A 23113-nucleotide genomic window follows, 5' to 3' on the forward strand; every position below is an offset into this window, starting at 1 on the left:
TGACTCTTATAAAAATAGTCGCCCTGAGAAGACAAAAGCATTGTCTATGAATGCTTTTACCATTTCAGGGCGATTTTGTTATTAATCTTATACTTAGGGTTTTACCCCTATTCTAAGTACTTTTATTCTTTCTTGGCGTATCTTTAAAAGTACTTGATTTCCTTACCTACGATTTCGCTCAAAAGGAGGTTTGTCAAGCGTGATGTTCCCAGTCGTAACCACTGGTTGGTCAACCATTTCTCGCCTAAGACTTCCTTTACGATAGTATAGTATACCACAGCATCGTGAACGGTGTTAATGCCACCTGCAGGCTTGAAACCAATCTGGATGCCCGTCTTCTCGTAGTATGCCTTGATAGCCTGGCACATAACGTAGGCAGCCTCTGGAGTAGCAGAAATCTTCTCCTTACCGGTTGAAGTCTTGATGTAGTCTGAACCAGCATACATTGCCAGAACTGAAGCCTTCATGATGTTGCTGTAGTTCTTTAAGTTTCCTGTTTCCAGGATGCACTTCATCTTATGCTCACCACAAGTTTCCTTGAGTTCCTGAATATCATCGCAGAGGCCTTCGTAATCTTCACTGAAGAACTTACCGACAGGCATTACGATATCTATCTCTGTAGCACCATCCTTGATAGCCATGGCTGTCTCGGCAATCTTTACCTCGATGAATGTCTGTGAAGATGGGAAATTGCCGCTTACTACTGCGATTTCTACGCCATCTACCTCCAAACTCTGACTGATAAGACCTGCAAAGTTAGGGTAGGTGCATACGGTTGCTACATGAGGAAGTTCTGGATAATCCTTTGCAAACTGGTTTACCTTTTCAATCATTGCCAGGATGCTTTCTTCTGTATCTTCTGTGTGAAGAGAAGTAAGCTCGATACTGCCGAAGAGGAATTTCTTCACCTCCATAGTCTCATTCTCAGCTACCTTCTCGTCAAGAATCTTCTTTACTTCTGCTGCAACTTCCTCATCGTTGAGGTCGCAGTTATACTGTTTCAAGACAGATAAATACTTATCGTCTGACTCGCTGTATTGTCCCTGCTGCTGTGCAAGAACCTGTTCTTTAATACTGCTCATACTAGATGTTACTTTTTTTAATTATTAAAGTTAAGTTATTTATATGATTCCCTTCATTTCGGGTGTTTTATTCCTTTCAATTTCGGGTTGTTTATTCCTTCAATTTCGGGTTATTCTTATGTCTTTCCGAATCCCTTTGGGTCTTTTTGTCGATACTTTTCTGAAGTTCTTCTGTAAGATCTATCCCCGTTTGATTGGCAAGACAGATGAGAACCCAGAGAACGTCTGCCATTTCCTCGCCGAGGTTAGGCTTTTCGCCCTTCTTGAAGCTCTGGTCGCCGTATGTTCGGGCGATGACACGAGCCAGTTCTCCTACTTCTTCCGTAAGACAAGCCATATTGGTAAGTTCGCTGAAATAGCGAACGCCATATTCCTTAATCCACTTATCTACTGCTTCCTGTGCTTCTTTTATAGTCATAACAGATGATCTTTAATTATGAAATAAGTCAAACATAGCCATAATCCAGTCATGAATATAGCGGCAATGGTGTTATAGATACCGATTTTTCCATTCTCCCTTTTGTCGCTGATGAACTCCATATTCAAGCCAATGGTAACGAGGGTTTCACCTGCATACTCTGCCCATGGATTGTTTAAGAACCTTTGAGAAAAGGTAAACGTTATGATTATTCCTATAGCTAGGAACCAACTTTTATATTTTAAAATCTTTTCCATCTATTCTCGAATGTTTGTTTTTTTACTCCTTATTATGGGTGTCCATCATGATGGTTACAGGACCATCATTCAGTAATTCTACCTTCATGTCGGCACCAAATTCGCCTGTTCCTACTGGCTTTCCGAGTGCATCGGATAGCTTCTTGCAGAACTCTTCATAGAGTGGAACGCTGATTTCGTGCTTGGCAGCTCTGAGCCAGCTAGGACGGTTTCCCTTCTTGTAGCTGGCGAATAGGGTGAACTGGCTAATCACCAGAACCTCGCCGTTTACATCCATGATGGAGCGGTTCATTACGTGATTTTCGTCGTCGAAAACACGAAGGCCTATGACCTTTCTAACCAACCAATCTACGTCTTCAGATGTGTCGCTTTCCTCAATGCCAAGAAGGATAAGATAGCCTTGTTTGATGGCTGATTTTACTTCTCCTTCGATGGTAACAGAGGCATGGCCGACACGTTGTATTACTATTCTCATATTACTACTTTGAAATTTGAATGTTGAACATTGAACTTTATGAATAGCATTTTGTGGAATCCTGGGTTCTGTTCAATCTTTATTATTATTTAGTTTCAACTGCAAATATACGACTTTTATTTCATATTCTCGCTCTTTTCTGTGAAATATTTCACGAGAATCTCGGCTTTATGAGGCCCTATTACCTCTGAAAGCTGTTCCTGTGATGCTTCTTTTATCTTTTTCACGCTCTTAAACTTGCTCAGGAGCGCTTCTTTTGCCTTAGGACCGATGCCTTTGATGTCGTCTAACTCAGAATGGAGAGCGTGCTTGCTGCGCTTGTCACGATGGAAGGTGATGGCGTATCTATGTACCTCGTCCTGTATCTGCGTCAATACCTTGAAAAGCTCGCTTTCCGGCGGTAGAGCGATGGTTTGTGGCGGGAAACCGTAAAGGAGTTCGTTGGTGCGATGGCGATCGTCCTTGGCAAGACCTGCGATAGGGATTTCCAGGTGCAGTTCGTCTTCTATCACCTCTCTTACCACCTCCATCTGCCCCTTGCCACCATCGGTTATGATAAGGTCTGGCAGGGGAGTTTCTTCCTCTAGCATGCGACTGTATCTTCGTCTTACTACCTCCTGCATCGAAGCATAGTCATCAGGTCCTTCCACCGTCTTGATGTTGTATTTTCTATAGTCCTTTCTTGATGGTTTCATACCTTTATATACTATACATCCAGCTACGGCATCCGTGCCCGATATGTTGGAATTATCGAAGCATTCTATCTGATAAGGCAGTTTTGGCAGCTTTAGTTTTACCTGCAATTCCTTCATCAATCGGGTTTGCTTCTGTTCCGGATTGAGCTTTTCTGCCTGCTTCAGACGGTCGAATTTATACTGCTTGCAGTTCATTTCCGATAGCTCCAGAAGGTGTTTCTTGTCGCCTCTCTGCGGCACGAAGAAGATGGCATCTTTCAGTTTCCATTCCATCTCGAAAGGCACGATAATCTCTTTCGAAGTAGAGTGGAAACGCTCTCTGATTTCCGGTATGGCAGTAATCAGAAGTTCCTCGTCACTCTCCTCCAGCTTGCGCTTATACTCGTAGGTGAAGCTCTGGTTGATGGTGCCGTTTTTCACGTGAATATAGTTGATGAAGGCATTCTTCATGGCGTCATCATTAACGATGGTGAAGACATCTACGTCGGTAATGGTATGGCTTACCACCTCGCTTTTTGCCTCAAATTCGTCCAACAACTGATACTTCTTTTTGTATTCTTCGGCTATCTCAAAGCGGAGAAGTTCGGCATTTTTCATCATCAAGTCATAGAGATATTTGCCAACTTCCCGGGTGTTTCCTTTCAGAATTTCACGTGCCTGGCGCATGTTTTCCTGATATTCCTCGTAGCTTTGTTTGTTGATGCAAGGTGCTCCGCAGTTGTGAATATGATACTCTAAACAGGGTTTATATTTGCCTTCAGCAACGCCTTGTTTTGTGATGGGAAAGCGGCATGTGCGTGGTTTGTAGAGCTTTTTGATGACCTCTAAAACTGCATACATACTGCCTATATGAGGGTAAGGACCGAAGAACGTTCCCACCTTTTTATTGATATGGCGAGTCTTGAAAATGCGAGGGAAATACTCGTTTGTAACGCATATAGAGGGGTAGGTTTTGCCGTCTTTCAGCAAAACATTATACCTTGGATTATACTTTTTAATAAGGCTGTTTTCCAGCAAAAGTGCATCTTCTTCGGTATTGACGACGGTGTATGAGATGTCGAAAATCTTAGAAACAAGTACCTTTGTCTTGTATCTATCTACCTCTTTATGGAAGTAGGATGACACTCTTCTCTTCAGATTTTTCGCCTTTCCCACGTATATAATCGTATGGTTTTCGTCGTAATATTGATAGCTTCCTGGCTTCTCCGGCATGCTTAAAACTATACTTTTTAGCCTTGCTAATCTTTCCTCATTTTCTTGTTTCGTCATATCTCTAAGGAGTTTTTAAGGGTAAAAGAGCGTTGCTGTTCCACGTGAAACTGCAACGCTCGTGTGTTGTTAAAGTACATTTTTGCTGCCTTAAACAGCATGTTAAATACTTTTACAACTGTAATAGAGTAGATACTTCTACGTCGTCATCGAAGATTTTTCTACCTTCGAAATTCTCGTTTACAAGCTCGATAATGAAGTTTGCATATACTTTTTTCGGGTGAAATTTCTTCACCAGATTGCATGCTGCCTTCATGGTTCCGCCGGTAGCGAGAAGGTCGTCGTGGAGGAGGATTACATCGTTCTCATTGATGGCATCTTCGTGGATTTCGATAGTGTCCATACCGTATTCCTTTGCGTAACTTTCCTGTACGGTTTTGCAAGGAAGCTTACCTGGTTTGCGGCATAAAACTACGCCTGCACCGAGTCGGATAGCAAGGGCTGAAGACATTACGAAACCGCGTGATTCGATGCCTACGATTTTGGTAATTCCCTTATCTTTGTAGATCTCGTACATCTCGTCACAAATCTCTTTGAGAGAATCTGGATTCTTGAAAAGGGTGCTGACATCGCGGAAGTTTACACCCTTGATTGGCCAATCTGGAATGCAACGCAGATTGTCTAATAATAGCTGATTATTCATTACTTTTTTGTTTATTTATTAATACTTATTCTCTTTCTTTTTTATCTTGTTTCCTATCGTATGAAACGGGTTGTGACTTCTTGGTCTTGTACCTCCATTTTGCCCGTTAATACGTACTGTTCTTATTCTTTTTCTTCGGTTTTATCCTCTTTTGTTTCATGAAACATAAAGTTTTACTTTAACTATAAAATACTTGATGTAACCACGTTTAATTGTCTTAATATCAAGTATTTTACGCGTGTTGCGTTTCACGTGGAACAATTGGGTCTGGCGCAGCTTTCTCCGTATGACCGATTATCTCCCTAGCAGTACCAGCAGTACGTTGATGTCGCTTGGAGAAACTCCTGGAATTCGACTTGCCTGAGCTAAGGTTTCCGGATCGATTCGTTCAAGCTTTTGACGGCCTTCTGTGGAGATTTCCAGTATCTCGGAATACTTGAAGCGTCCTTTGATTTTGATGTTCTCCAGTCGGTGCATCTTGTCTGCGAAGAGTCGTTCTCGATCGATGTATCCTTTGTACTTCATTTTGATTTCTGCCGCTTCTGCAATCTCTTCTTTTCGATTGGCTGGCGCATCCATCGCTGTCTTCAGGTCGGGAATAATCTCCGATAGATTTTGAAGGTTCAAGTGTGGACGAGCAACGAGGTCGATAAGTTTGCAGCCTGCTCGAAGTGGTGTTGTGCCTAGAGCCTCAAGTTTTGGATTGATCTCGTCTTTCTTGATAGGATAGTTTGCGCAGAAGTCAATGATTCTTTCGATGGCATTTTTCTTCTCCATCCACCAGTCGTAACGGTCGCGTTTGGCAATGCCCAGCTCGTATGCTTTCTCGGTGAGTCGGGAGTCGGCGTCGTCTTGTCGGAGTAGGATGCGATATTCGGCTCTTGAGGTGAACATTCGGTAAGGCTCGTCAACTCCCTTTGTTGTGAGGTCATCGATGAGTACGCCGATGTAACTTTCGTCTCGTTTCATTTCGAAAGTCTTGTCGCCTGTACAATGTAGGGCTGCGTTGATTCCTGCAACGGTGCCTTGGCCTCCAGCTTCCTCGTAACCGGTGGTTCCGTTCACCTGTCCGGCAAAGAAGAGACCCTTGATGATTTTCGACTCCAGCGAATGCTTGAGTTGGGTAGGGTCGAAGTAATCGTACTCGATGGCGTAACCTGGTCGGTAAATCTTGGCGTCTCTCAATGCCGGGATTTCATGGAGAGCCTTCAGCTGGATGTCCATCGGCATACTTGATGAAAATCCGTTCAGATACATTTCATTCGTGTCTTCGCCTTCTGGTTCCAGAAATAACGGATGCTGTTCCTTGTCGGGGAAGGTGACGAGCTTGGTCTCGATGCTTGGACAATAGCGAGGACCGGTGCTTTGAATCTGACCATTATATAAAGGAGAGTCATCGAGTCCGCTTTTCAGAATGTCGTGAACCTTCTTGTTGGTGTAACATGTCCAGCAAGGAAGTTGCTTCAGTATGCGATGATCGCCCATGTATGAAAATTGATGGAAGTCGCTGTCGCCAGGTTGCTCTTCCATATCTTCAAAGTGGACGCTGCGCTTGTCGATGCGGACCGGTGTTCCCGTTTTCATTCTTGCAGTGGTGATTCCCCATCGGGTGATACTTTCTGTAAAATGATGAACGGCAGGTTCTGCGCATCTGCCACCTTCTACCATATTTCTGCCCACGTGCATCAGTCCGTTGAGGAAAGTGCCGGCAGTAATGATGATGCTCTTGCCGTAGAACTCAGCGCCCCAGATGGTGCGCACACCGATGGCTTCTCCGTCGGCAACGAGCAACTCGTCGGCCTGGTCTTGCCAGATGTCGAGGTTGTCGGTGTGGTCGAGTATGGTTCTCCACTCCCAGATGAATTTACCACGGTCGCATTGTGCTCTAGGACTCCATACGGCTGGTCCCTTGCCGATGTTCAGCATTCTGAACTGGATGGCGGTCTTGTCAGTGACAATACCCATCTGTCCGCCCAGTGCGTCAATCTCTCGTACAATCTGTCCCTTTGCTATGCCTCCGATGGCAGGATTGCAACTCATCTGACCAATCTTGTTCATGTCCATCGTTATCAAGCAGGTCTTGGCTCCCATGTTTGCGGAGGCAGCTGCAGCCTCGCATCCGGCGTGACCACCACCGATAACGAGAACGTCATAATTGAATCTCATAATCTATATTTTTTCTAATTTTCGGCAAAAGTAAGAAATAAAATCGAAATTTTAGCAAAAATACTTTGATAAATCATTAAAATATAGTAATTTTGCAGCAGACTTGCGAAAATATACCTAGAAATGAGGATTGCAGAATGCCTAAAAATAGGTATTGCAGGGACGAAAAATGTGGAATATAAATTAGTTTCAAACAGTTAAATAATTAAAATTCAATCATTTATGTGGTTAATCAATTCATCTATTGGTAGAAAGGTAGTGATGTCAGTAACTGGTATCGCTCTTATTCTATTCTTGACATTCCACGGTTGCATGAATGTTGTTGCTCTCTTCTCAGGAGATGCTTACAACATGATTTGCGAATTGTTGGGTGCTAACTGGTACGCCGTAGTTGCAACTTTGGGTTTGGCAGCTTTGGCAGTTTGTCACATCGTTTACGCTTTCATCCTGACAGCACAGAACCGTCGTGCTCGCGGTAACCAGCGTTACGAGGTAACAGCAAAGCCAGAGAAAGTAGAGTGGGCTAGCCAGAACATGTTGGTGCTCGGTATCATCATCGTTCTCGGTTTGTTGCTTCACCTCTTCAACTTCTGGTACAACATGATGTTTGCTGAGCTTTTGGGTACAAGCTTCGGCCACTGCCCATCAGATGGCTTCGCATTCATTCAGGACACCTTCGCTAACCCAGTATTCGTAGTTCTCTACATCATCTGGTTGGTAGCTCTTTGGTTCCACCTCACTCACGGTTTCTGGAGTGCTATTCAGACTCTCGGTTGGAGCGGTAAGACTTGGTTCTGCCGTTGGAAGATGATTGGTATGATTTACTCTACCATCCTGCTTCTCCTCTTCATCGTAGTTGTATTGGCATTCGCTTTCGGTTGCGCTCCATCTTTGTGCTGCGCATAATTCGTGTAATCATTTAAGTATTAAAAAAGATTATGGCAAAAACATTAAATTCTAGAATACCTGAAGGACCAGTTGCTGAGAAGTGGACCAACTATAAGGCTCACCAGCGTTTGGTTAACCCAAAGAATAAGTTAAAGCTCGACGTTATCGTTGTAGGTACAGGTTTGGCAGGTGCTTCTGCTGCTGCTTCTCTCGGCGAGATGGGCTTCAACATTTTGAACTTCTGCATCCAGGACTCTCCACGTCGTGCTCACTCTATCGCAGCACAGGGTGGTATCAATGCAGCTAAGAATTATCAGAATGATGGTGACTCTGTTTACCGTCTGTTCTACGATACAGTAAAGGGTGGTGACTACCGTGCTCGTGAGGCTAACGTTTACCGTTTGGCTGAGGTGAGTAACGACATCATCGACCAGTGCGTAGCTCAGGGCGTTCCTTTTGCTCGTGAGTACGGTGGTATGCTGGCTAACCGTTCTTTCGGTGGTGCTCAGGTATCTCGTACATTCTATGCTAAGGGTCAGACAGGTCAGCAGCTCCTCCTCGGTGCTTACTCTTCTTTGAGCCGCATGGTTGAGGCAGGTAAGGTTAAGCTCTTCACCCGTTACGAGATGGAGGATATTGTGATCGTTGACGGTCACGCTCGTGGTATCATCGCTAAGAATTTGATTACAGGTAAGTTGGAGCGTTTCTCTGCCAATGCCGTAGTTATCGCTACCGGTGGTTATGGTAACGCTTACTTCCTTTCTACAAACGCTATGGGTTGTAACTGTACAGCAGCTATCCAGTGCTACCGCAAGGGTGCTGATTTCGCTAACCCATCTTATGTTCAGATTCACCCTACATGTATCCCTGTTCACGGTACAAACCAGAGTAAGTTGACTTTGATGTCAGAGTCACTCCGTAACGATGGTCGTATTTGGGTTCCTAAGAAGATTGAGGATGCCAAGGCATTGCAGGCAGGTACAAAGAAGGGTTCTGATATTCCTGAGGAAGACCGCGACTACTACTTGGAGCGCCGTTACCCAGCATTCGGTAACCTGGTTCCTCGTGACGTGGCTTCTCGTGCAGCTAAGGAGCGTTGCGACAAGGGCTTCGGTGTCAACAACACAGGTCTTGCCGTATTCCTCGACTTCTCTGAGTCTATCAACCGTCTCGGTATCGACGTTATCCTTCAGCGTTATGGCAACCTCTTCGATATGTATGAGGAGATTACCGACGTTAACCCAGGTGAGTTGGCTAACGAGATTAACGGCGTGAAGTACTACAACCCAATGATGATCTTCCCTGCTATCCACTATACAATGGGTGGTATCTGGGTAGACTACGAGTTGATGACCACAATCCCAGGTCTCTTCGCTATTGGTGAGTGTAACTTCTCTGACCACGGTGCTAACCGTCTTGGTGCATCTGCTTTGATGCAGGGTTTGGCTGACGGTTACTTCGTATTGCCATACACTATCCAGAACTACTTGGCCGACCAGGCATTGTGGCCAAAGCTCTCTACCGATCTCCCAGAGTTTGCAGAGGCAGAGGCAGGTGTTCAGAAGGAAATCGACCGCCTGATGGGTATCCAGGGCAAGCGCTCTGTAGATTCTATCCACAAGGAGTTGGGTCACATCCTTTGGGAGCACGTAGGTATGGGTCGTACCAAGGAAGGTCTTGAGGAAGGCTTGAAGAAGATGAAGGCTCTCCGCGAGGAATTCAACAAGAACCTCTTTATCCCTGGCAAGAAGGAAGGCTTGAACGTAGAGTTGGATAAGGCTATCCACTTGCGTGACTTCATCTTGATGGGCGAGTTGATCGCTTACGATGCATTGCACCGCAACGAGAGCTGTGGTGGTCACTTCCGTGAGGAGTACCAGACAGAGGAAGGCGAGGCTAAGCGTGATGATGCAAACTTCTTCTACGTAGGTTGCTGGGAGTATCAGGGCAATGATACAACTGCTCCAGTGCTCAACAAGGAACCTCTCGAGTATGAGGCAATTAAGGTACAGACAAGAAATTACAAGAATTAAAAAGCGAACAAGACAATGGCAAGAAATATAAGTTTCACAGTTAAGTATTGGAAGCAGGACGGCCCTACAGCACAGGGTCACTTCGATACACACGAGATGAAGAACATCCCAGATGATACCTCATTCCTCGAGATGCTCGACATCTTGAACGAGGAGCTCATCGAGTCAGGTCAGGAGCCTTTCGTCTTCGACCACGACTGCCGCGAGGGTATCTGCGGTATGTGCTCTCTCTATATTAATGGTACACCTCACGGTAAGACTGAGCGTGGTGCTACAACATGTCAGCTCTACATGCGTCGTTTCAACGATGGTGACGTTATCACCGTTGAGCCTTGGCGTTCTGCTGGTTTCCCTATCATCAAGGACTGTATGGTAGACCGTTCAGCATTCGACAAGATTATCCAGGCAGGTGGTTACACCAGCATCCGTACAGGTCAGGCTCAGGATGCCAACGCTATCCTGATTCCTAAGGAGAATGCAGACGAGGCAATGGATTGCGCTACATGTATCGGTTGCGGTGCTTGTGTTGCTGCATGTAAGAATGGTTCTGCCATGCTCTTCGTCAGCTCAAAGGTTAGCCAGCTGGCACTTCTCCCACAGGGTCGTGTAGAGGCTGCTGCCCGTGCTAAGAAGATGATTGCACGCATGGATGAGCTCGGATTCGGTAACTGTACAAACACTCGTGCTTGCGAGGCTGTTTGTCCTAAGAACGAGTCTATCGCTAACATCGCCCGCTTGAACCGTGAGTTCTTGAAGGCTAAGTTGGCTGACTAATCCACCGTATCTCTTAAGACACAGAAATTTTCTCTCTGCATCTTTACGGATGCGAGAGAATTTTCCAAACAACTCTTCACTCTTCACTTTTTGGGCGTAAGTAGTTGAAGGATAGGCAGTTGGGTGGGTGAAGAGTTGAATTGACTCTTCACCCACCCTTCACCTTTTTATAGGACTGGAGCTTTTTGGGCTCTTCGGCTCTGTAGCTATTCCATTGTGAGTCAGCGATTTACATTTATAGGTGAAGAGTAGTGAAGAGTAGTGAAGAGTCAGCGCCACTCTTCACCCCTCAAATCCCCTGTGTTTATCGGGGTTTCAGGCTAAATGGTGAAGAGTGAAGAGTGAAAACGAGAGTAGGCTTTTTACGACGGAAACGTAAGCTGCCCCGCATTTATACCTTGCATCATTCAAAAATGCAGTAACAGCTGATAAAACTAATGCTGCATCCTGAAGGTTAAGGAGTACATTGCTCGGCAGTAAGGCTATATCCCGATTTGGTTTAGACCTCATTCCAATTATTGCCTAGTGATGGCATCTTTTTGCCCTATAGGAGGGCAATTTATTGCCATTGCTAGGCAATAATCCTTATGTCGTGAGAGAGCTGTAGAATACAGTAACTATCATAGTTAATTCAGTAAATAGCGACTCGAGATGCAGTAAGTATCATCTCGAAATACAGTCAGTATAAAACCAGTTTAAGAGAAGTATTACTCTATAATAAATAAAGTATTATTCTATAAAGATATAAAAAGAGCATAAATGATGAACCAAGCGACTCAAGACTTTATTCGCCAGCATCAGGACGATGATGTCCGCCAGCTGGCTTTTCTCGGAAGCAAGTATCCGGAAGTAGATATGCCTTTCGCTCTCGATCAGATTCGCGGGCGAAAGATGGCTCGCATCAAGTTGCCTCGTTGGGCAAGTCTCGAAGGCATCATCTATCCTCCTCATATTTCTATGGAGCAATGCTCCTCTGAATCTACTGCGCTTTACAAGGCAGAACTGGCTGCGAGGTTGCTCGGCTTGCCAGTATCTTCATCTTCTGCAGAAAAAGAAAATGAGAGCGAAAAAGAAAATGAGAGCGCAAATGAAAATGAGGTTGCAAAAGCTTCCGATTCTCATTTTTCCAAAATTCGCGAATTTGCGGGCGATAGGGCGGTTGATTCAGAATTCGCCATAAATGGAGCCACTTCTGAAAATCAACGGATATTAACAAAACCAGGTGAGGATGTTAACGAAACAAAAGAAGATGTCAGCAAAGCAGATTTTTCAGAAGAAATCGGGTTTGTAGATTTGACTGGTGGCTTTGGAGTAGATTTCTCTTATATTGCAGCCCGGTTGGGAGTGAAGTCGATGTACGTGGAGCGTCAGGCTCATCTCTGCGATGCGGCGAAGGAGAATTTCGGGCGATTGGGCTTGAAGAACGCCATCGTGAAGAATGGGGATGGAATAGAGGTTCTTCATTCTTTTCATCCAAAGAAAAAAGATGTAGCATCAGCTGATGATTCTTTAGGCATCACTTATGACCAACCTCTGTCATTACTTAAGACCAACCTTGGTCTTAAGATAATCTTCATTGATCCTGCCCGTAGAGACGATGCGGGCAACAAGGTGGTATCCTTGAAGGATTGCACGCCCGATGTCACCGTTTTGCAGGAAGAGATGCTTTCGAAGGCTGATTACGTCATCGTCAAACTCTCTCCGATGCTCGACTGGCACCGTGCTATAAGCGAATTAAGCCACGTAAGAGAGGTTCATATCATCTCCGTGAACAATGAGTGCAAGGAGCTTCTTTTAGTGCTCTCAGCGCAAAATATGGGCAATCTCCGCATTTATTGTGTCAATGATGCCCAGTCCTTCGTCTGCGAAGAGTCGGATATGGAGGCTTCTTCCGTCAAGATTGCCCCATCCACGCTTGAAGAGATGCAGTATCTTTATGAGCCGAATGCGTCGTTGATGAAAGCCGGCTGTTTCGGTGTTCTTTCCGGGCGCTATGATGCAAGGATGCTTTCCAAGAACAGCCATCTTTTCGTGAGCCGTGAACCTATCGCCGCCTTCCCCGGCAGAAGTTTCCGCATCATCGCCGTATCCTCCTTTAATAAAAAGGAGTTGAAGCGTCATCTGTCAGGAATCACCAAGGCGAACATCGCTACCCGCAACTTCCCCCTCTCCGTAGCGGAATTGCGCAAGCGATTGAAACTGAAGGATGGTGGCGAAATCTATATCTTCGCCACCACATTGAGCGACGAAAGCCATGTGCTGGTAATAACGGAGAAAGCTTAGAAAACTTACGCTTTCACAGAGCAAGGAGTTGCTATGCTTAGTGGAGTTTTGAAGTCTCCGACTGCTGTTGAAGCAAACATCCGCATCATGCGAGCATTCGTATCTATGCGCTATTTTATGGTGAACAATGTGGCGTTTTATCTCTTTAATGAAAAAGTTCCAAGTGGGAGAAATGCCACTTGGAACTTGACGTATTATTTTCTTTTTTCCTTGAAGAACTCCTCGAAGAAGTCCATTTGCTTTTGATTTTGAACAGGACCCAAATGCAGTCCTTCCTTCATAATCATCACCGTTGGTTTACCTTCCTGGTAGGTAGTCCAGAAAGGAAGGCTATCCCCATTTGGATTACCAGTCTTGGTAAAGTTGATCCAGTAGCGTGACATGATTTGCTCCATGTGCAGCTCCGTCTCGGTCATTTTTCCAGAGCCAAACTTATAGCCATAGATGAATGGCATCTCTGCCACATGGCTGGCTCCTCCCTTGCGGCTTTTCACGATGGTGTTCTCTGAGTCTTGGTCAAAGTAATACATATACACCTTGCCCTTGCCGGTCTTGCTCTGCAGGTTAGCCCAGGCATACGTTCCCCATGCAAAGGAGCCATCACGGAAAATGTCGGATTGAGCGAAGTAGGTTTCTTCCTCTGTCTTGGCAGGATAGAGACTGAGAACCTGGTCTGCCCAACTTCCATATATCTCATGGATTCTTTTCTCATAGTCACTTACACTGACAGGGCGGGTAAACATACTTCCTTCGTCGCTGTTGGTTCCTATGATGACATTAACATCATTGTAGTTTCCCTTTTCATAGAGCTTATACTGGTCATCGGTGATGGAGTAGCCGTCAACGTTCGGCCAGAAGGACTCAAAGGCGGTATTCTTCACGATGTCCATAGCCGGAACTTTTCTTAGCTGCTTCAAGTTCTTAGCCTTGAGTTTCTTTTGAAGGAGAAGTCCACCTGCTTCTGCCGCTTTGGAGGTGAGCATGGCTGTGTTACCATTTCTGCTTTCACCCACAGGCCAGAAGGAGCTACCACTTTCGCTGATGGCTCCTCGGAAGAGTCCCTTGGCAAGGGGAGAGGCGCATAGTATACTTACCGAGATACCACCGGCAGATTCTCCAGCAATGGTAATCTTGTCTGGGTCTCCACCGAAGGCAGCGATATTGTCGTGAATCCATTTTAAGGCCATCACTTGATCAAGGATGCCATAGTTACCAGATATGTTCTTGCCTGATTCCTTACTCAGCTCTGGATGTGCCATGAATCCCAAGGCTCCCAAGCGGTATTCTATGCTGCAATAGATGATGCCTTCCTTGACAAAGCTTTCCTGAGTTCCACTGTAGGAGCCAGAAAGAAAGGCTCCTCCATGAATCATCACAAATACAGGGAGTTTGTCATTCTTACTCTTGGCTGGCGTTTCCACACTGAGGTATAGGCAGTCCTCGCTCATGCCCTGCTCTCCACCATTTTGGTTAGGGTCGATGGGCTGTGGTGGACGGTCTCCCCATTTATCTGCTTTGAATACTCCCTTCCAAGGCTTCTTGCTCACTGGAGCTTTCCATCTGAGGTTGCCCACTGGTGCTTCAGCGTATGGGATTCCCTTGTATAGGGCGAATCCTTCATGTTCCACACCTTCAATTTCTCCTTGCTCCACTGTTGTTCTTAGCAGTTGGGCGTTAGCTGCCGATAGGCAAAAGAGTGTCAGGGCAGCTGTCAGTAGATGTCTTTTCAATTTCATTTCAGGTTATTCCATTAATTCCGCAACACTATTATCAATTAAACATTTTAAGCGCCTGAGCAACAAAAAGTTTCTCCGGATTTTGCCATGTCAGAATTTTCACTTATCTTAGTGTTGCGAAAAGAAAACAAGCAAAACTCTGATATGACATGGCAAAGATACAAATTAAATCTGAGAAACTCACTCCTTTTGGAGGAATATTTTCGGGTCATGGAGCAATTTGACTCCATATTGTCTTCTGTACTCGACTCCACCCTCATAATTTCACTACTCATTTGATGAACCATCTCTCGCTTTATCCGACACTTCGCACTTCTCGCCAGTGTTGGAGAGAATAGATGATCGAGCTTTTTCTTATTGTGATTCCTTGGAGAATGTTAGTTTTCCGCCAGTGCTTAAAACTATCGGGAAGGATATTTGTTTGTTCAAGATGCCTATTGAGGGTATCTTGAACAAAAATATCCTTGAAATCGTTTTGTTATCTCAATGGAATGTTGTACTTTTGCGCTCATAATGATAATTGCATATTATAATTTAAAACAAACTATAAAGTTATGAACAAATTAAGAACTATCTATCTGTCGTTCATGTTTATCATGGCGATGAACATGGCGAGTGTGTTAAGTGTGAAGGCGGAGAACTATCCCTATCGCAGTGATTATCTTTGGCTAACCGTGCCCGACCATGCCGACTGGCTCTACAAGACGGGCGAGCAGGCTAAGGTGGAAGTAAGTTTCTATAAGTATGGAATTCCCCGTGACGGCGAGGTGAACTATGAAATTGGCGATGACATGCTGAAGGCAGACAAGCAGGGAAGCTTCAGGCTGAAGAACGGGCGTGCCATCGTGAACATGGGAACCCGAAAGACTCCGGGCTTCCGAGATTTGAGATTATTCTATAAGCTCGATGGTAAAACCTACCAGCATCATATAAAAGTAGGATTCTCGGTAGATAAAATTCAGCCTTATACCCAGGAGCCTAAGGATTTTGATGCATTCTGGCAGCAGGCAAAGGACGAACTGAAGAACGTTCCTTTGAGCTATACCAAGGAACTCGCCAAGGAATATTGTACAGATAAGATAGATTGCTATCTCGTTAAGCTTCAGATAGATAAGATGGGTCATGCGATGTATGGCTACCTCTTCTATCCAAAGAATGCCAAGCAGGGCGGTCATCCTGTGGTTCTCACTCCTCCAGGAGCCGGCATCAAAACCATCAAGGAACCTATGCGCAATAAGTATTATGCCGAGAATGGATTTATCCGCTTCGAGATAGAGATTCATGGTCTTGATCCACGCATCCCTGCTGAAACTTTCCTGGAGATAAGCAGGGGATTCAACGATGCAAACGGCGGATATCTGTCTAACGGATTGGAAGATAAGAACCGCTACTACATGCGCCATGTTTATCTGGGATTGGTGCGCTGCATCGACTTCCTGACCTCTCTGCCAGAGTGGGATGGTAAGAATGTGGCTGTGCAGGGCGGAAGCCAGGGTGGAGCCTTGGCTATTATCGCAGCTGGTTTAGACAAGCGCGTTACCCAGTGCTTGGCTAATCATCCTGCGCTCAGCGATATGGCTGCTTATGCCGAGAAGGGAAGAACGGGCGGTTATCCTCACTTCAATAAATATCATGAGATATTGAAGAACCAGGATTGTCTCAACACGATGGCTTATTATGACGTGGTAAACTTTGCCCGCAAGGTAACGGTTCCAACCTATCTTACCTGGGGCTACAACGACATAACCTGTCCGCCGACAACCAGTTATGCGGTATGGAATACGCTGAAGTGTGAGAAGGAAGCCTTGCTCACGCCAATCAATGAGCACTGGACTACCAGCGAGACCAATTACCAGCAGATGGTCTGGATCAAGGAGCATCTCATCAAGTAAGGGATTCCTTTTCCGGAACGAACATCTCGTCAAATAAAGAGATTCCTTTTCCGAAACGAAGCAATCTCATCAGGTAAAGATATTCCGCCAAAACCACCACTAAATGGGTGATATAGGCTAGTTTGGGGGGCTGTAATTAAAAATAAACCCCTAAAAAACTGCAAAAAAAGTAGCAATATTTGGTCGTTTGGCGAAATATTGCTATTTTTGCATCCTATAATATTGCAAACTAGTTTGAAATCATGTCATTAATAGAAATTAAAAAGGTCGAAAGCAAGAAGGATTTGAAGACGTTCATCGACTTCCATTACGACCTCTACGAAGGCAACGAATATGATGTGCCTAATCTTTTCAGCGACGACATGAATACTCTGAGCAAGGACAAGAACGCAGCGTTCGAGTTCTGCGAAGCTGAGTATTATCTTGCCTATAAGGACGGCAAGTTGGCAGGTCGCGTCGCTGCCATTATCAATCATAAGGCAAACAATAAATGGGGCAGGAAGTCGGTCCGTTTCGGCTGGATTGATTTCATTGACGACCGCGAGGTTTCCAAGGCTCTTCTCAATGCTGTAGAAAAATATGGTAAGGAGAAGGGAATGGAAGATATTGTAGGTCCGCTGGGTTTTACCGATATGGATCCAGAAGGCATGCTTACCTGGGGCTTTGACCAGCTCGGCACAATGCCTACCATTTATAATTATTCATATTATCCGGAGCACATTGAGGCCCTGGAGGGTTTTACCATTGATAATAAGTATGTAGAGTATAAACTGATGGTGCCAGATACCATCCCGGAGAAATATTCCAAGATAGCGGCGATGATAGAGAAAAGATACAATCTCCATGTCCGCAAACTTACCCGTAAGGATATTTATGAGGGCGGATTCGGACAGAAGATTTTCGACCTCATCAATGATACATACAAGCATCTCTATGGTTATTCCGAACTTTCACAGAAGCAGATAGACCAGTACATCAAGATGTATCTGTCTTTGCTCGACCTGAACTTTGTAACAGCCATAGAAGACTGGACTACCGAGGATCATAAGATGATAGGTATCGGCATTACGATGCCTTCCCTTTCCAGAGCCCTGCAGAAGTGCCATAGGGGCAGGCTGTTTCCTTTTGGCTGGTGGCATCTGTTGCGTGCCATCAAGTTCCATAAGACCAAGATTGTCGACCTCCTGCTCATCGGTATCCACCCGGAATACCGTGCTAAGGGTGCCAATGCGCTGCTCTTTGCCGACCTGATTCCTATCTATCAGAAGTATGGAATCGAGTGGGGAGAAACACAGGTGGAAATGGAAGATAATGCTGCCGTGCAGGGACAATGGGGCGCCTTGGCTCCAATCCTTCACAAGCGCCGCAACTGCTATATTAAGAATATCAAATAAATAGCAATTGTTGTATTTGGAATTGTCTGATAAACAGAATATTGCAATATCATTTGCTATATTATAAGAAAATAAATAAGAATTACTAAGGAGGAAATCATGGCAGAAGATAAAAACTTAAATAATAACGATTTGAATGCCGCTGATGAGCTTGCCAATGCCCCTCAGGAGCAGCAGCCGGTAGAATATACCGACGACAACATCCGACACTTGAGCGATATGGAGCATGTGCGTACCCGTCCGGGTATGTACATTGGTCGTCTGGGTGACGGTAATCTGCCGGAAGACGGAATCTACGTGCTCCTCAAGGAGGTGGTAGATAACTCTATCGACGAGTTCAAGATGGGCGCTGGAGCCAGATTGGAGATTGATATCGAAGACAATCTGCGTGTCAGCGTGCGCGACTATGGCCGTGGTATTCCTCAGGGAAAGCTCGTAGAGGCAGTAAGCGTGCTGAACACCGGAGGTAAGTATGACAGCAAGGCGTTCAAGAAGAGTGTCGGACTGAACGGTGTGGGTGTGAAGGCGGTGAATGCCCTCAGCTCTCACTTCGAGGTAAAGTCATTCCGTGACGGCAAGGTGCGCCATCTGAAGTTTGAGAAAGGTATCCTGCAGAGCGACAAGACCGAAGATACGGAGGACGAGAATGGTACCTTCATCTTCTTCGAACCGGATAATACCCTGTTCAAGAACTATTCTTTCCACGATGATTTCGTGGAGACGATGCTCCGCAACTATACTTATCTGAACACCGGACTTACCATCATGCACAATGGTCGCCGCATCCTCAGCCGTCATGGTTTGAAGGATCTCCTGACCGATAATATGACCAACGAGGGTCTCTATGAGATTGTCCACATGAAGGGCGAAGACATCGAGATTGCCTTTACCCATACCAATCAGTATGGCGAGGAGTACTATTCCTTCGTGAATGGTCAGCACACCACCCAGGGCGGTACTCATCAGAGTGCCTTCAAGGAGCATATCGCCAGAACCATCAAGGAGTTCTACGGCAAGTATGAGTATGGCGACATCCGAAACGGACTGGTGGCTGCCATTGCACTGAACGTAGAGGAGCCGGTGTTTGAGAGTCAGACGAAAATCAAGCTCGGAAGTACCACAATGTCTCCGAACGGAGGCGAAACCATCAATAAGTATGTGGGCGATTTCCTGAAGAAGGAAGTAGATAACTATCTCCATATCCACAAGGATGTGGCTGAGATTCTGGAGAATAAGATCAAGGAGAGCGAGCGTGAGCGCAAGGCGATGGCTGGCGTAACCAAACTGGCGCGTGAGCGTGCCAAGAAGGCGAACCTTCACAACCGCAAGCTGCGCGATTGCCGCATCCACTTCAGTGACGCCAAGAACGAGCAGAAGGAGGCAAGTTCCATCTTCATCACCGAGGGTGATTCTGCCAGCGGAAGCATCACCAAGAGCCGCGACGTGAACACCCAGGCGGTATTCTCGCTGCGAGGAAAGCCATTAAACTGCTATGGCCTGACCAAGAAGGTGGTTTACGAGAACGAGGAGTTCAACCTGCTGCAGGCTGCCCTGGATATAGAAGACGGATTGGACGGATTGAGATATAATAAGGTGATTGTGGCTACCGATGCCGATGTTGACGGAATGCACATCCGCCTGCTCATCATCACCTTCTTCCTGCAGTTCTTCCCAGATCTCATCAAGAAGGGACATGTTTACGTGCTTCAGACTCCATTGTTCCGAGTGCGCAACAAGCGAACCAAAATCAAGAACAAGCAGGCTGTAGCGGATGCTGATGCCAAGCTGGGACCTAAGGAGAAGAAAGGCGACTTCATTACGCATTACTGCTACAGCGATGAGGAGCGCCAGCAGGCCATCAAGGCGCTGGGTCCTGACCCGGAAATCACCCGATTCAAGGGATTGGGAGAGATTTCGCCAGAAGAGTTTGCCCATTTCATCGGTCCGGATATGCGATTGGAGCAGGTAACGCTGCACAAGACCGACCAGGTGCAGAAGCTCCTGGAGTATTACATGGGTAAGAATACGATGGAACGTCAGAACTTCATCATCGACAACCTGGTGATTGAAGAGGATATTCCGGAGGAAGACTCAGCACTACTGGATTAGGTGAAGTGAAGAGTGAAGAACGAAGAGTGAAGAATTCAAGTGCTTTCGGGGGGTAACCATTGAAAAAAGCGCTGTTAACTGTTAACCTGTTAACTCTTGAAGGATTTCTCTCTTTCATAAGCTTTAAGTTTTTAGGAAATGAAGAAGATAATTTTATTTGCGCTCCTGGCGTTCCTGGCTGTAACTTCTGCCAGTGCCCAGCTGCGCATCAAGATGGGCAAGAACAGCCCGATAGAGAAGTTGGGTAGGGCGGAAATCGCCATTACCAACCTCTATGTGGATAGTGTGGATGAGAACAAGCTCGTAGAGGACGCCATCCGAGGTATGCTCGAGAAGCTGGACCCTCATTCTTCTTACGCCACGGCCAAGGAAACCAAGGCAATGAACGAGCCGTTGAATGGAAGCTTTGATGGCATTGGCGTGCAGTTTAACATGGTAGACGATACTTTGCTCGTCATCCAGCCCGTAGTGAATGGGCCTTCCGAGAAGGTTGGAATCATTGCTGGCGACCGTATCGTGGCGGTAAATGATACAGCCATTTCGGGCGTGAAGATGAGCAAGGAGGAAATCATGAAACGCCTTCGCGGTCCTAAGGGAACAACGGTGAATCTTACTATCGTGCGCCGGGGCATCAAGGATAAGCTCACCTTCAAGGTGAAACGTGACAAGATTCCTGTAACCACGATGGATGCGGCTTATATGATTCGCCCGGGCATCGGATACATCCGTCTGGGAAGCTTCGGCCTTACCAGTCATAAGGAAGTGACGATAGCGATGGATTCGCTGAAAAAGAAGGGAATGAAAGACCTTATCTTCGACCTCGAGGATAATGGTGGCGGTTACTTGCAGGCTGCGGCTCAGATAGCCAATGAATTCCTTCAGAAGGGCGATCTCATCGTTTATACCAGCGGTCGTGCAGCTCCCCGTCAGGAGTATAAGGCGCAGGCTAACGGCAGATGGCGCAAGGGCAAGGTGGTAGTGCTTACCAACGAGTTTACCGCTTCTGCCGCAGAGATTGTTTCCGGAGCCATCCAGGATCAGGATCGTGGCGTGGTGGTAGGTCGCAGAACCTTCGGCAAGGGATTGGTGCAGCGCCCGCTTACCTTCGATGATGGCAGCGAGATTCGTCTCACCATCGCCCATTATTATACGCCTAGCGGCAGATGCATCCAGAAGCCTTATAAGAAGGGAGACAGACTGGATTATGCGATGGATCTCGACAACCGTTACAAGCATGGCGAGTTTACCAATCAGGACAGCATCCATCTTTCAGATAGCTTGAAGTATTATACTTTACGCAAGCATCGTGTGGTTTATGGTGGCGGCGGAATCATGCCTGATTATTTCGTTCCGCTGGATACTACCAAGTACACCAAGATGCACCGTCAGCTGGCAGCCAAGAGCATTGTCATCAACCACAGTCTGAAGTTTATCGATGCTCACCGCAAGGAGCTGAAGAGCCAGTATAAGGACTTCAACAAGTTCCTGGCAACTTACGAGGTTCCTTCTTCGCTCATTGAAGGCATTATTGCAGAGGGCAAGAAGGAGAAGATAGAGCCTAAGGATGAGGCTGAATTGGCTCAGACGAAGAAATACCTGGCTGTGCAGCTGAAAGCCCTTGTAGCGCGAGATATCTGGGATATGAGCCAATACTTCCAGGTTTGGAACGAGACCAATGAGATAGTTCAGCGAGCCGTGCAGCTGCTGACTACGGGGAAGTAGATTAAGTGAAGAGTGAAGAACGAAGAGTGAAGAAACAACGTTCGGCGTCCGAAGGGAAAGCCAATTCGGGTGCTTTGCTCATGTAACTATAGAAAAAACGGCTGTTAACTGTTAACCAGTTAACCCGTAACCCGTGAGGTAATGATATAATAAAAGGTCGTGAGGTTTCTGATAGAACTTCACGACCTTTTATTGTGCATTTATCTTTTTCCGAATTCATTTACTTCTTCTCATGCATGCGATCCCATTTCAGATAGATTCCGGCAAGGATGGTGCCCGAAATACTGTGCCAGGCACAGCTGATGGCGCAAGGTAATACGGCAAGAGGCTGGGCAGCGAAGAAATTGCCCGCAAGTACCGTAGCAAGACCGGCATTCTGCATTCCCACCTCAATACTGATGGTACGCTTCTTGGCGGTATTGAATCCGGCAAGTTTTCCGGCGAGCCAACCGAGACAGTAACCCAGCGTGTTGTGGCAGAAAACCACTGCAAAAGTCCAGAGGAAAAGTGATAAGCCACGAGCCACCAAGTCATCGTGAACCGTAGAAATCACACCTCCTACGATGATTGCCAGACACGTAACGCTGATGCCCGGCATCAGACTCTGAATGGTAGGGAAGCAATCCTTCTTGCCATAGATATAATTCAAGGCGCAGCCGATGGCCACAGGGATAATCGTAACTATCAGAATGTTGATGAACATTCCCACAGCATCTACATGGATAATCTCGCCTGCCGTAATCTTCATCAGCAGCGGAGTCATCACTGGTGCAAGAATGGTAGAGGCGCAGGTCATTCCAACGGAGAATGCCACATCGCCATGGCAGAGATAACTCATGATGTTGCTCGAAACGCCGCCCGGACAGCAACCTACCAGCAGAATTCCGAGTGCCAGGGCTGGGTCAAGATGCCACACATGAACCAGGGTATAAGCCACACCCGGCATGATGATAAACTGGGCACAGGCTCCGATGAAGACATCCAGCGGGCGCTGAGCCAGAATCTTGAAGTCGTTGGTGGTCAAGGTCAAGCCCATGGTGAGCATGATGATGCCGAGAATGACGGTTTGAGTAGTTCCGCGCACCCAGTCGAAGGTATGTGGGAAGAAAAATGTGAATACTGCAACGCCTATCACGAAGATAGATGTGTAATTGGCCAGCAGCTTGCTGAGCCCTTGAAATAACTTAAGCATAATTCTATTTCTTTTAAAATCCTGATATTTCTCTCTTATTATATAATCTCTCTTACTATCCTCCTTCTTTCCTCTCTTTCAATAT

At 46.1% G+C, this 23113-nt stretch carries 16 protein-coding genes and 2 pseudogenes; 10 read left to right on the forward strand and 8 right to left on the reverse strand.

All coding sequences use genetic code 11. From position 1 onward, the window contains the following. Positions 1-143: 143 nt before the first annotated feature. From deoC to mnmG, 6 genes are all read right to left on the reverse strand, one after another. Positions 144-1082 (reverse strand): deoxyribose-phosphate aldolase, encoded by a 939-nt coding sequence (gene deoC, locus ACQRBJ_RS07360; protein ID WP_445303236.1) that lies wholly within the window; start codon positions 1080-1082, stop codon positions 144-146. Positions 1083-1173: 91 nt separating this feature from the next. Next, the gene (locus ACQRBJ_RS07365) at positions 1174-1500 is read right to left on the reverse strand and encodes a nucleotide pyrophosphohydrolase (protein ID WP_153122187.1); all 327 of its coding nucleotides are present in this window, start codon (positions 1498-1500) and stop codon (positions 1174-1176) included. A gap of 279 nt (positions 1501-1779) precedes the next feature. Beyond that, complete coding sequence (gene dtd, locus ACQRBJ_RS07370) at positions 1780-2232, reverse strand: D-aminoacyl-tRNA deacylase (RefSeq protein WP_118312423.1); 453 nt, start codon at positions 2230-2232, stop codon at positions 1780-1782. 116 nt (positions 2233-2348) lie between these two features. Continuing rightward, positions 2349-4196 carry an excinuclease ABC subunit UvrC gene (gene uvrC / locus ACQRBJ_RS07375; RefSeq protein WP_445303237.1) on the reverse strand — a complete coding sequence of 616 codons (1848 nt, stop codon included), beginning with the start codon at positions 4194-4196 and terminating at the stop codon, positions 2349-2351. A 112-nt stretch (positions 4197-4308) separates the two neighbouring features. Then, positions 4309-4839 (reverse strand): adenine phosphoribosyltransferase, encoded by a 531-nt coding sequence (locus ACQRBJ_RS07380; RefSeq protein WP_153122191.1) that lies wholly within the window; start codon positions 4837-4839, stop codon positions 4309-4311. A 294-nt stretch (positions 4840-5133) separates the two neighbouring features. After that, positions 5134-7005, reverse strand: coding sequence for a tRNA uridine-5-carboxymethylaminomethyl(34) synthesis enzyme MnmG (gene mnmG, locus ACQRBJ_RS07385; protein ID WP_445303238.1), 1872 nt, complete (start codon positions 7003-7005; stop codon positions 5134-5136). Positions 7006-7227: 222 nt separating this feature from the next. On the opposite strand from mnmG, the gene ACQRBJ_RS07390 reads away from it, so the two are divergent. The 5 genes and pseudogenes from ACQRBJ_RS07390 to ACQRBJ_RS07410 all read left to right on the forward strand — a co-directional run. Then, entirely contained in the window at positions 7228-7911 is a 684-nt protein-coding gene (locus tag ACQRBJ_RS07390; RefSeq protein WP_006848916.1) for a succinate dehydrogenase/fumarate reductase cytochrome b subunit, read from the forward strand. A gap of 32 nt (positions 7912-7943) precedes the next feature. Next, a complete protein-coding gene (locus ACQRBJ_RS07395; RefSeq protein WP_217760073.1) occupies positions 7944-9926 on the forward strand; it encodes a fumarate reductase/succinate dehydrogenase flavoprotein subunit in 1983 nt (660 codons plus the stop codon). A 15-nt stretch (positions 9927-9941) separates the two neighbouring features. Continuing rightward, a complete protein-coding gene (locus ACQRBJ_RS07400) occupies positions 9942-10700 on the forward strand; it encodes a succinate dehydrogenase/fumarate reductase iron-sulfur subunit (RefSeq protein ID WP_022120108.1) in 759 nt (252 codons plus the stop codon). 759 nt (positions 10701-11459) lie between these two features. Next, positions 11460-12983 (forward strand): THUMP-like domain-containing protein, encoded by a 1524-nt coding sequence (locus tag ACQRBJ_RS07405; protein ID WP_445303239.1) that lies wholly within the window; start codon positions 11460-11462, stop codon positions 12981-12983. 9 nt (positions 12984-12992) lie between these two features. After that, positions 12993-13095: pseudogene (locus tag ACQRBJ_RS07410) on the forward strand (ORF6N domain-containing protein); the annotation flags it as partial. Between the two features lie 82 nt (positions 13096-13177). On the opposite strand, the gene ACQRBJ_RS07415 reads toward ACQRBJ_RS07410, so the two are convergent. Next, positions 13178-14719, reverse strand: coding sequence for a carboxylesterase/lipase family protein (locus ACQRBJ_RS07415; protein WP_445303240.1), 1542 nt, complete (start codon positions 14717-14719; stop codon positions 13178-13180). A gap of 149 nt (positions 14720-14868) precedes the next feature. On the opposite strand from ACQRBJ_RS07415, the pseudogene ACQRBJ_RS07420 reads away from it, so the two are divergent. From ACQRBJ_RS07420 to ACQRBJ_RS07440, 5 genes and pseudogenes are all read left to right on the forward strand, one after another. Beyond that, positions 14869-15033 (forward strand): annotated as a pseudogene (locus ACQRBJ_RS07420) (IS1380 family transposase); the annotation flags it as partial. Between the two features lie 273 nt (positions 15034-15306). Beyond that, positions 15307-16611: an acetylxylan esterase gene (locus ACQRBJ_RS07425; protein WP_445303275.1), complete on the forward strand. Its 1305-nt coding sequence runs from the start codon at positions 15307-15309 to the stop codon at positions 16609-16611. Positions 16612-16853: 242 nt separating this feature from the next. Next, the gene (locus ACQRBJ_RS07430) at positions 16854-18005 is read left to right on the forward strand and encodes an N-acetyltransferase (RefSeq protein ID WP_441931902.1); all 1152 of its coding nucleotides are present in this window, start codon (positions 16854-16856) and stop codon (positions 18003-18005) included. A gap of 99 nt (positions 18006-18104) precedes the next feature. Beyond that, positions 18105-20114 (forward strand): DNA topoisomerase IV subunit B, encoded by a 2010-nt coding sequence (locus tag ACQRBJ_RS07435; RefSeq protein WP_441936396.1) that lies wholly within the window; start codon positions 18105-18107, stop codon positions 20112-20114. A 138-nt stretch (positions 20115-20252) separates the two neighbouring features. Next, a complete protein-coding gene (locus ACQRBJ_RS07440; RefSeq protein ID WP_294970603.1) occupies positions 20253-21836 on the forward strand; it encodes a S41 family peptidase in 1584 nt (527 codons plus the stop codon). 220 nt (positions 21837-22056) lie between these two features. On the opposite strand, the gene ACQRBJ_RS07445 is transcribed toward ACQRBJ_RS07440, so the two are convergent. Continuing rightward, the gene (locus tag ACQRBJ_RS07445; RefSeq protein ID WP_153122198.1) at positions 22057-23028 is read right to left on the reverse strand and encodes a bile acid:sodium symporter family protein; all 972 of its coding nucleotides are present in this window, start codon (positions 23026-23028) and stop codon (positions 22057-22059) included. Positions 23029-23113 lie beyond the last annotated feature (85 nt).

Origin of the sequence: Prevotella sp. SGI.167 (assembly GCF_050313615.1) — a bacterium.
Classification (GTDB): domain Bacteria; phylum Bacteroidota; class Bacteroidia; order Bacteroidales; family Bacteroidaceae; genus Prevotella.

Coding starts and splice junctions, on each gene's coding strand:
- deoC (WP_445303236.1), bottom strand. CDS start 1,082: ATGAGCAGTATTAAAGAACAGGTTCTTGCACAGCAGCAGGGACAATAC.
- ACQRBJ_RS07365 (WP_153122187.1), bottom strand. CDS start 1,500: ATGACTATAAAAGAAGCACAGGAAGCAGTAGATAAGTGGATTAAGGAA.
- dtd (WP_118312423.1), bottom strand. CDS start 2,232: ATGAGAATAGTAATACAACGTGTCGGCCATGCCTCTGTTACCATCGAA.
- uvrC (WP_445303237.1), bottom strand. CDS start 4,196: ATGACGAAACAAGAAAATGAGGAAAGATTAGCAAGGCTAAAAAGTATA.
- ACQRBJ_RS07380 (WP_153122191.1), bottom strand. CDS start 4,839: ATGAATAATCAGCTATTATTAGACAATCTGCGTTGCATTCCAGATTGG.
- mnmG (WP_445303238.1), bottom strand. CDS start 7,005: ATGAGATTCAATTATGACGTTCTCGTTATCGGTGGTGGTCACGCCGGA.
- ACQRBJ_RS07390 (WP_006848916.1), top strand. CDS start 7,228: ATGTGGTTAATCAATTCATCTATTGGTAGAAAGGTAGTGATGTCAGTA.
- ACQRBJ_RS07395 (WP_217760073.1), top strand. CDS start 7,944: ATGGCAAAAACATTAAATTCTAGAATACCTGAAGGACCAGTTGCTGAG.
- ACQRBJ_RS07400 (WP_022120108.1), top strand. CDS start 9,942: ATGGCAAGAAATATAAGTTTCACAGTTAAGTATTGGAAGCAGGACGGC.
- ACQRBJ_RS07405 (WP_445303239.1), top strand. CDS start 11,460: ATGATGAACCAAGCGACTCAAGACTTTATTCGCCAGCATCAGGACGAT.
- ACQRBJ_RS07415 (WP_445303240.1), bottom strand. CDS start 14,719: ATGAAATTGAAAAGACATCTACTGACAGCTGCCCTGACACTCTTTTGC.
- ACQRBJ_RS07425 (WP_445303275.1), top strand. CDS start 15,307: ATGTTTATCATGGCGATGAACATGGCGAGTGTGTTAAGTGTGAAGGCG.
- ACQRBJ_RS07430 (WP_441931902.1), top strand. CDS start 16,854: ATGTCATTAATAGAAATTAAAAAGGTCGAAAGCAAGAAGGATTTGAAG.
- ACQRBJ_RS07435 (WP_441936396.1), top strand. CDS start 18,105: ATGGCAGAAGATAAAAACTTAAATAATAACGATTTGAATGCCGCTGAT.
- ACQRBJ_RS07440 (WP_294970603.1), top strand. CDS start 20,253: ATGAAGAAGATAATTTTATTTGCGCTCCTGGCGTTCCTGGCTGTAACT.
- ACQRBJ_RS07445 (WP_153122198.1), bottom strand. CDS start 23,028: ATGCTTAAGTTATTTCAAGGGCTCAGCAAGCTGCTGGCCAATTACACA.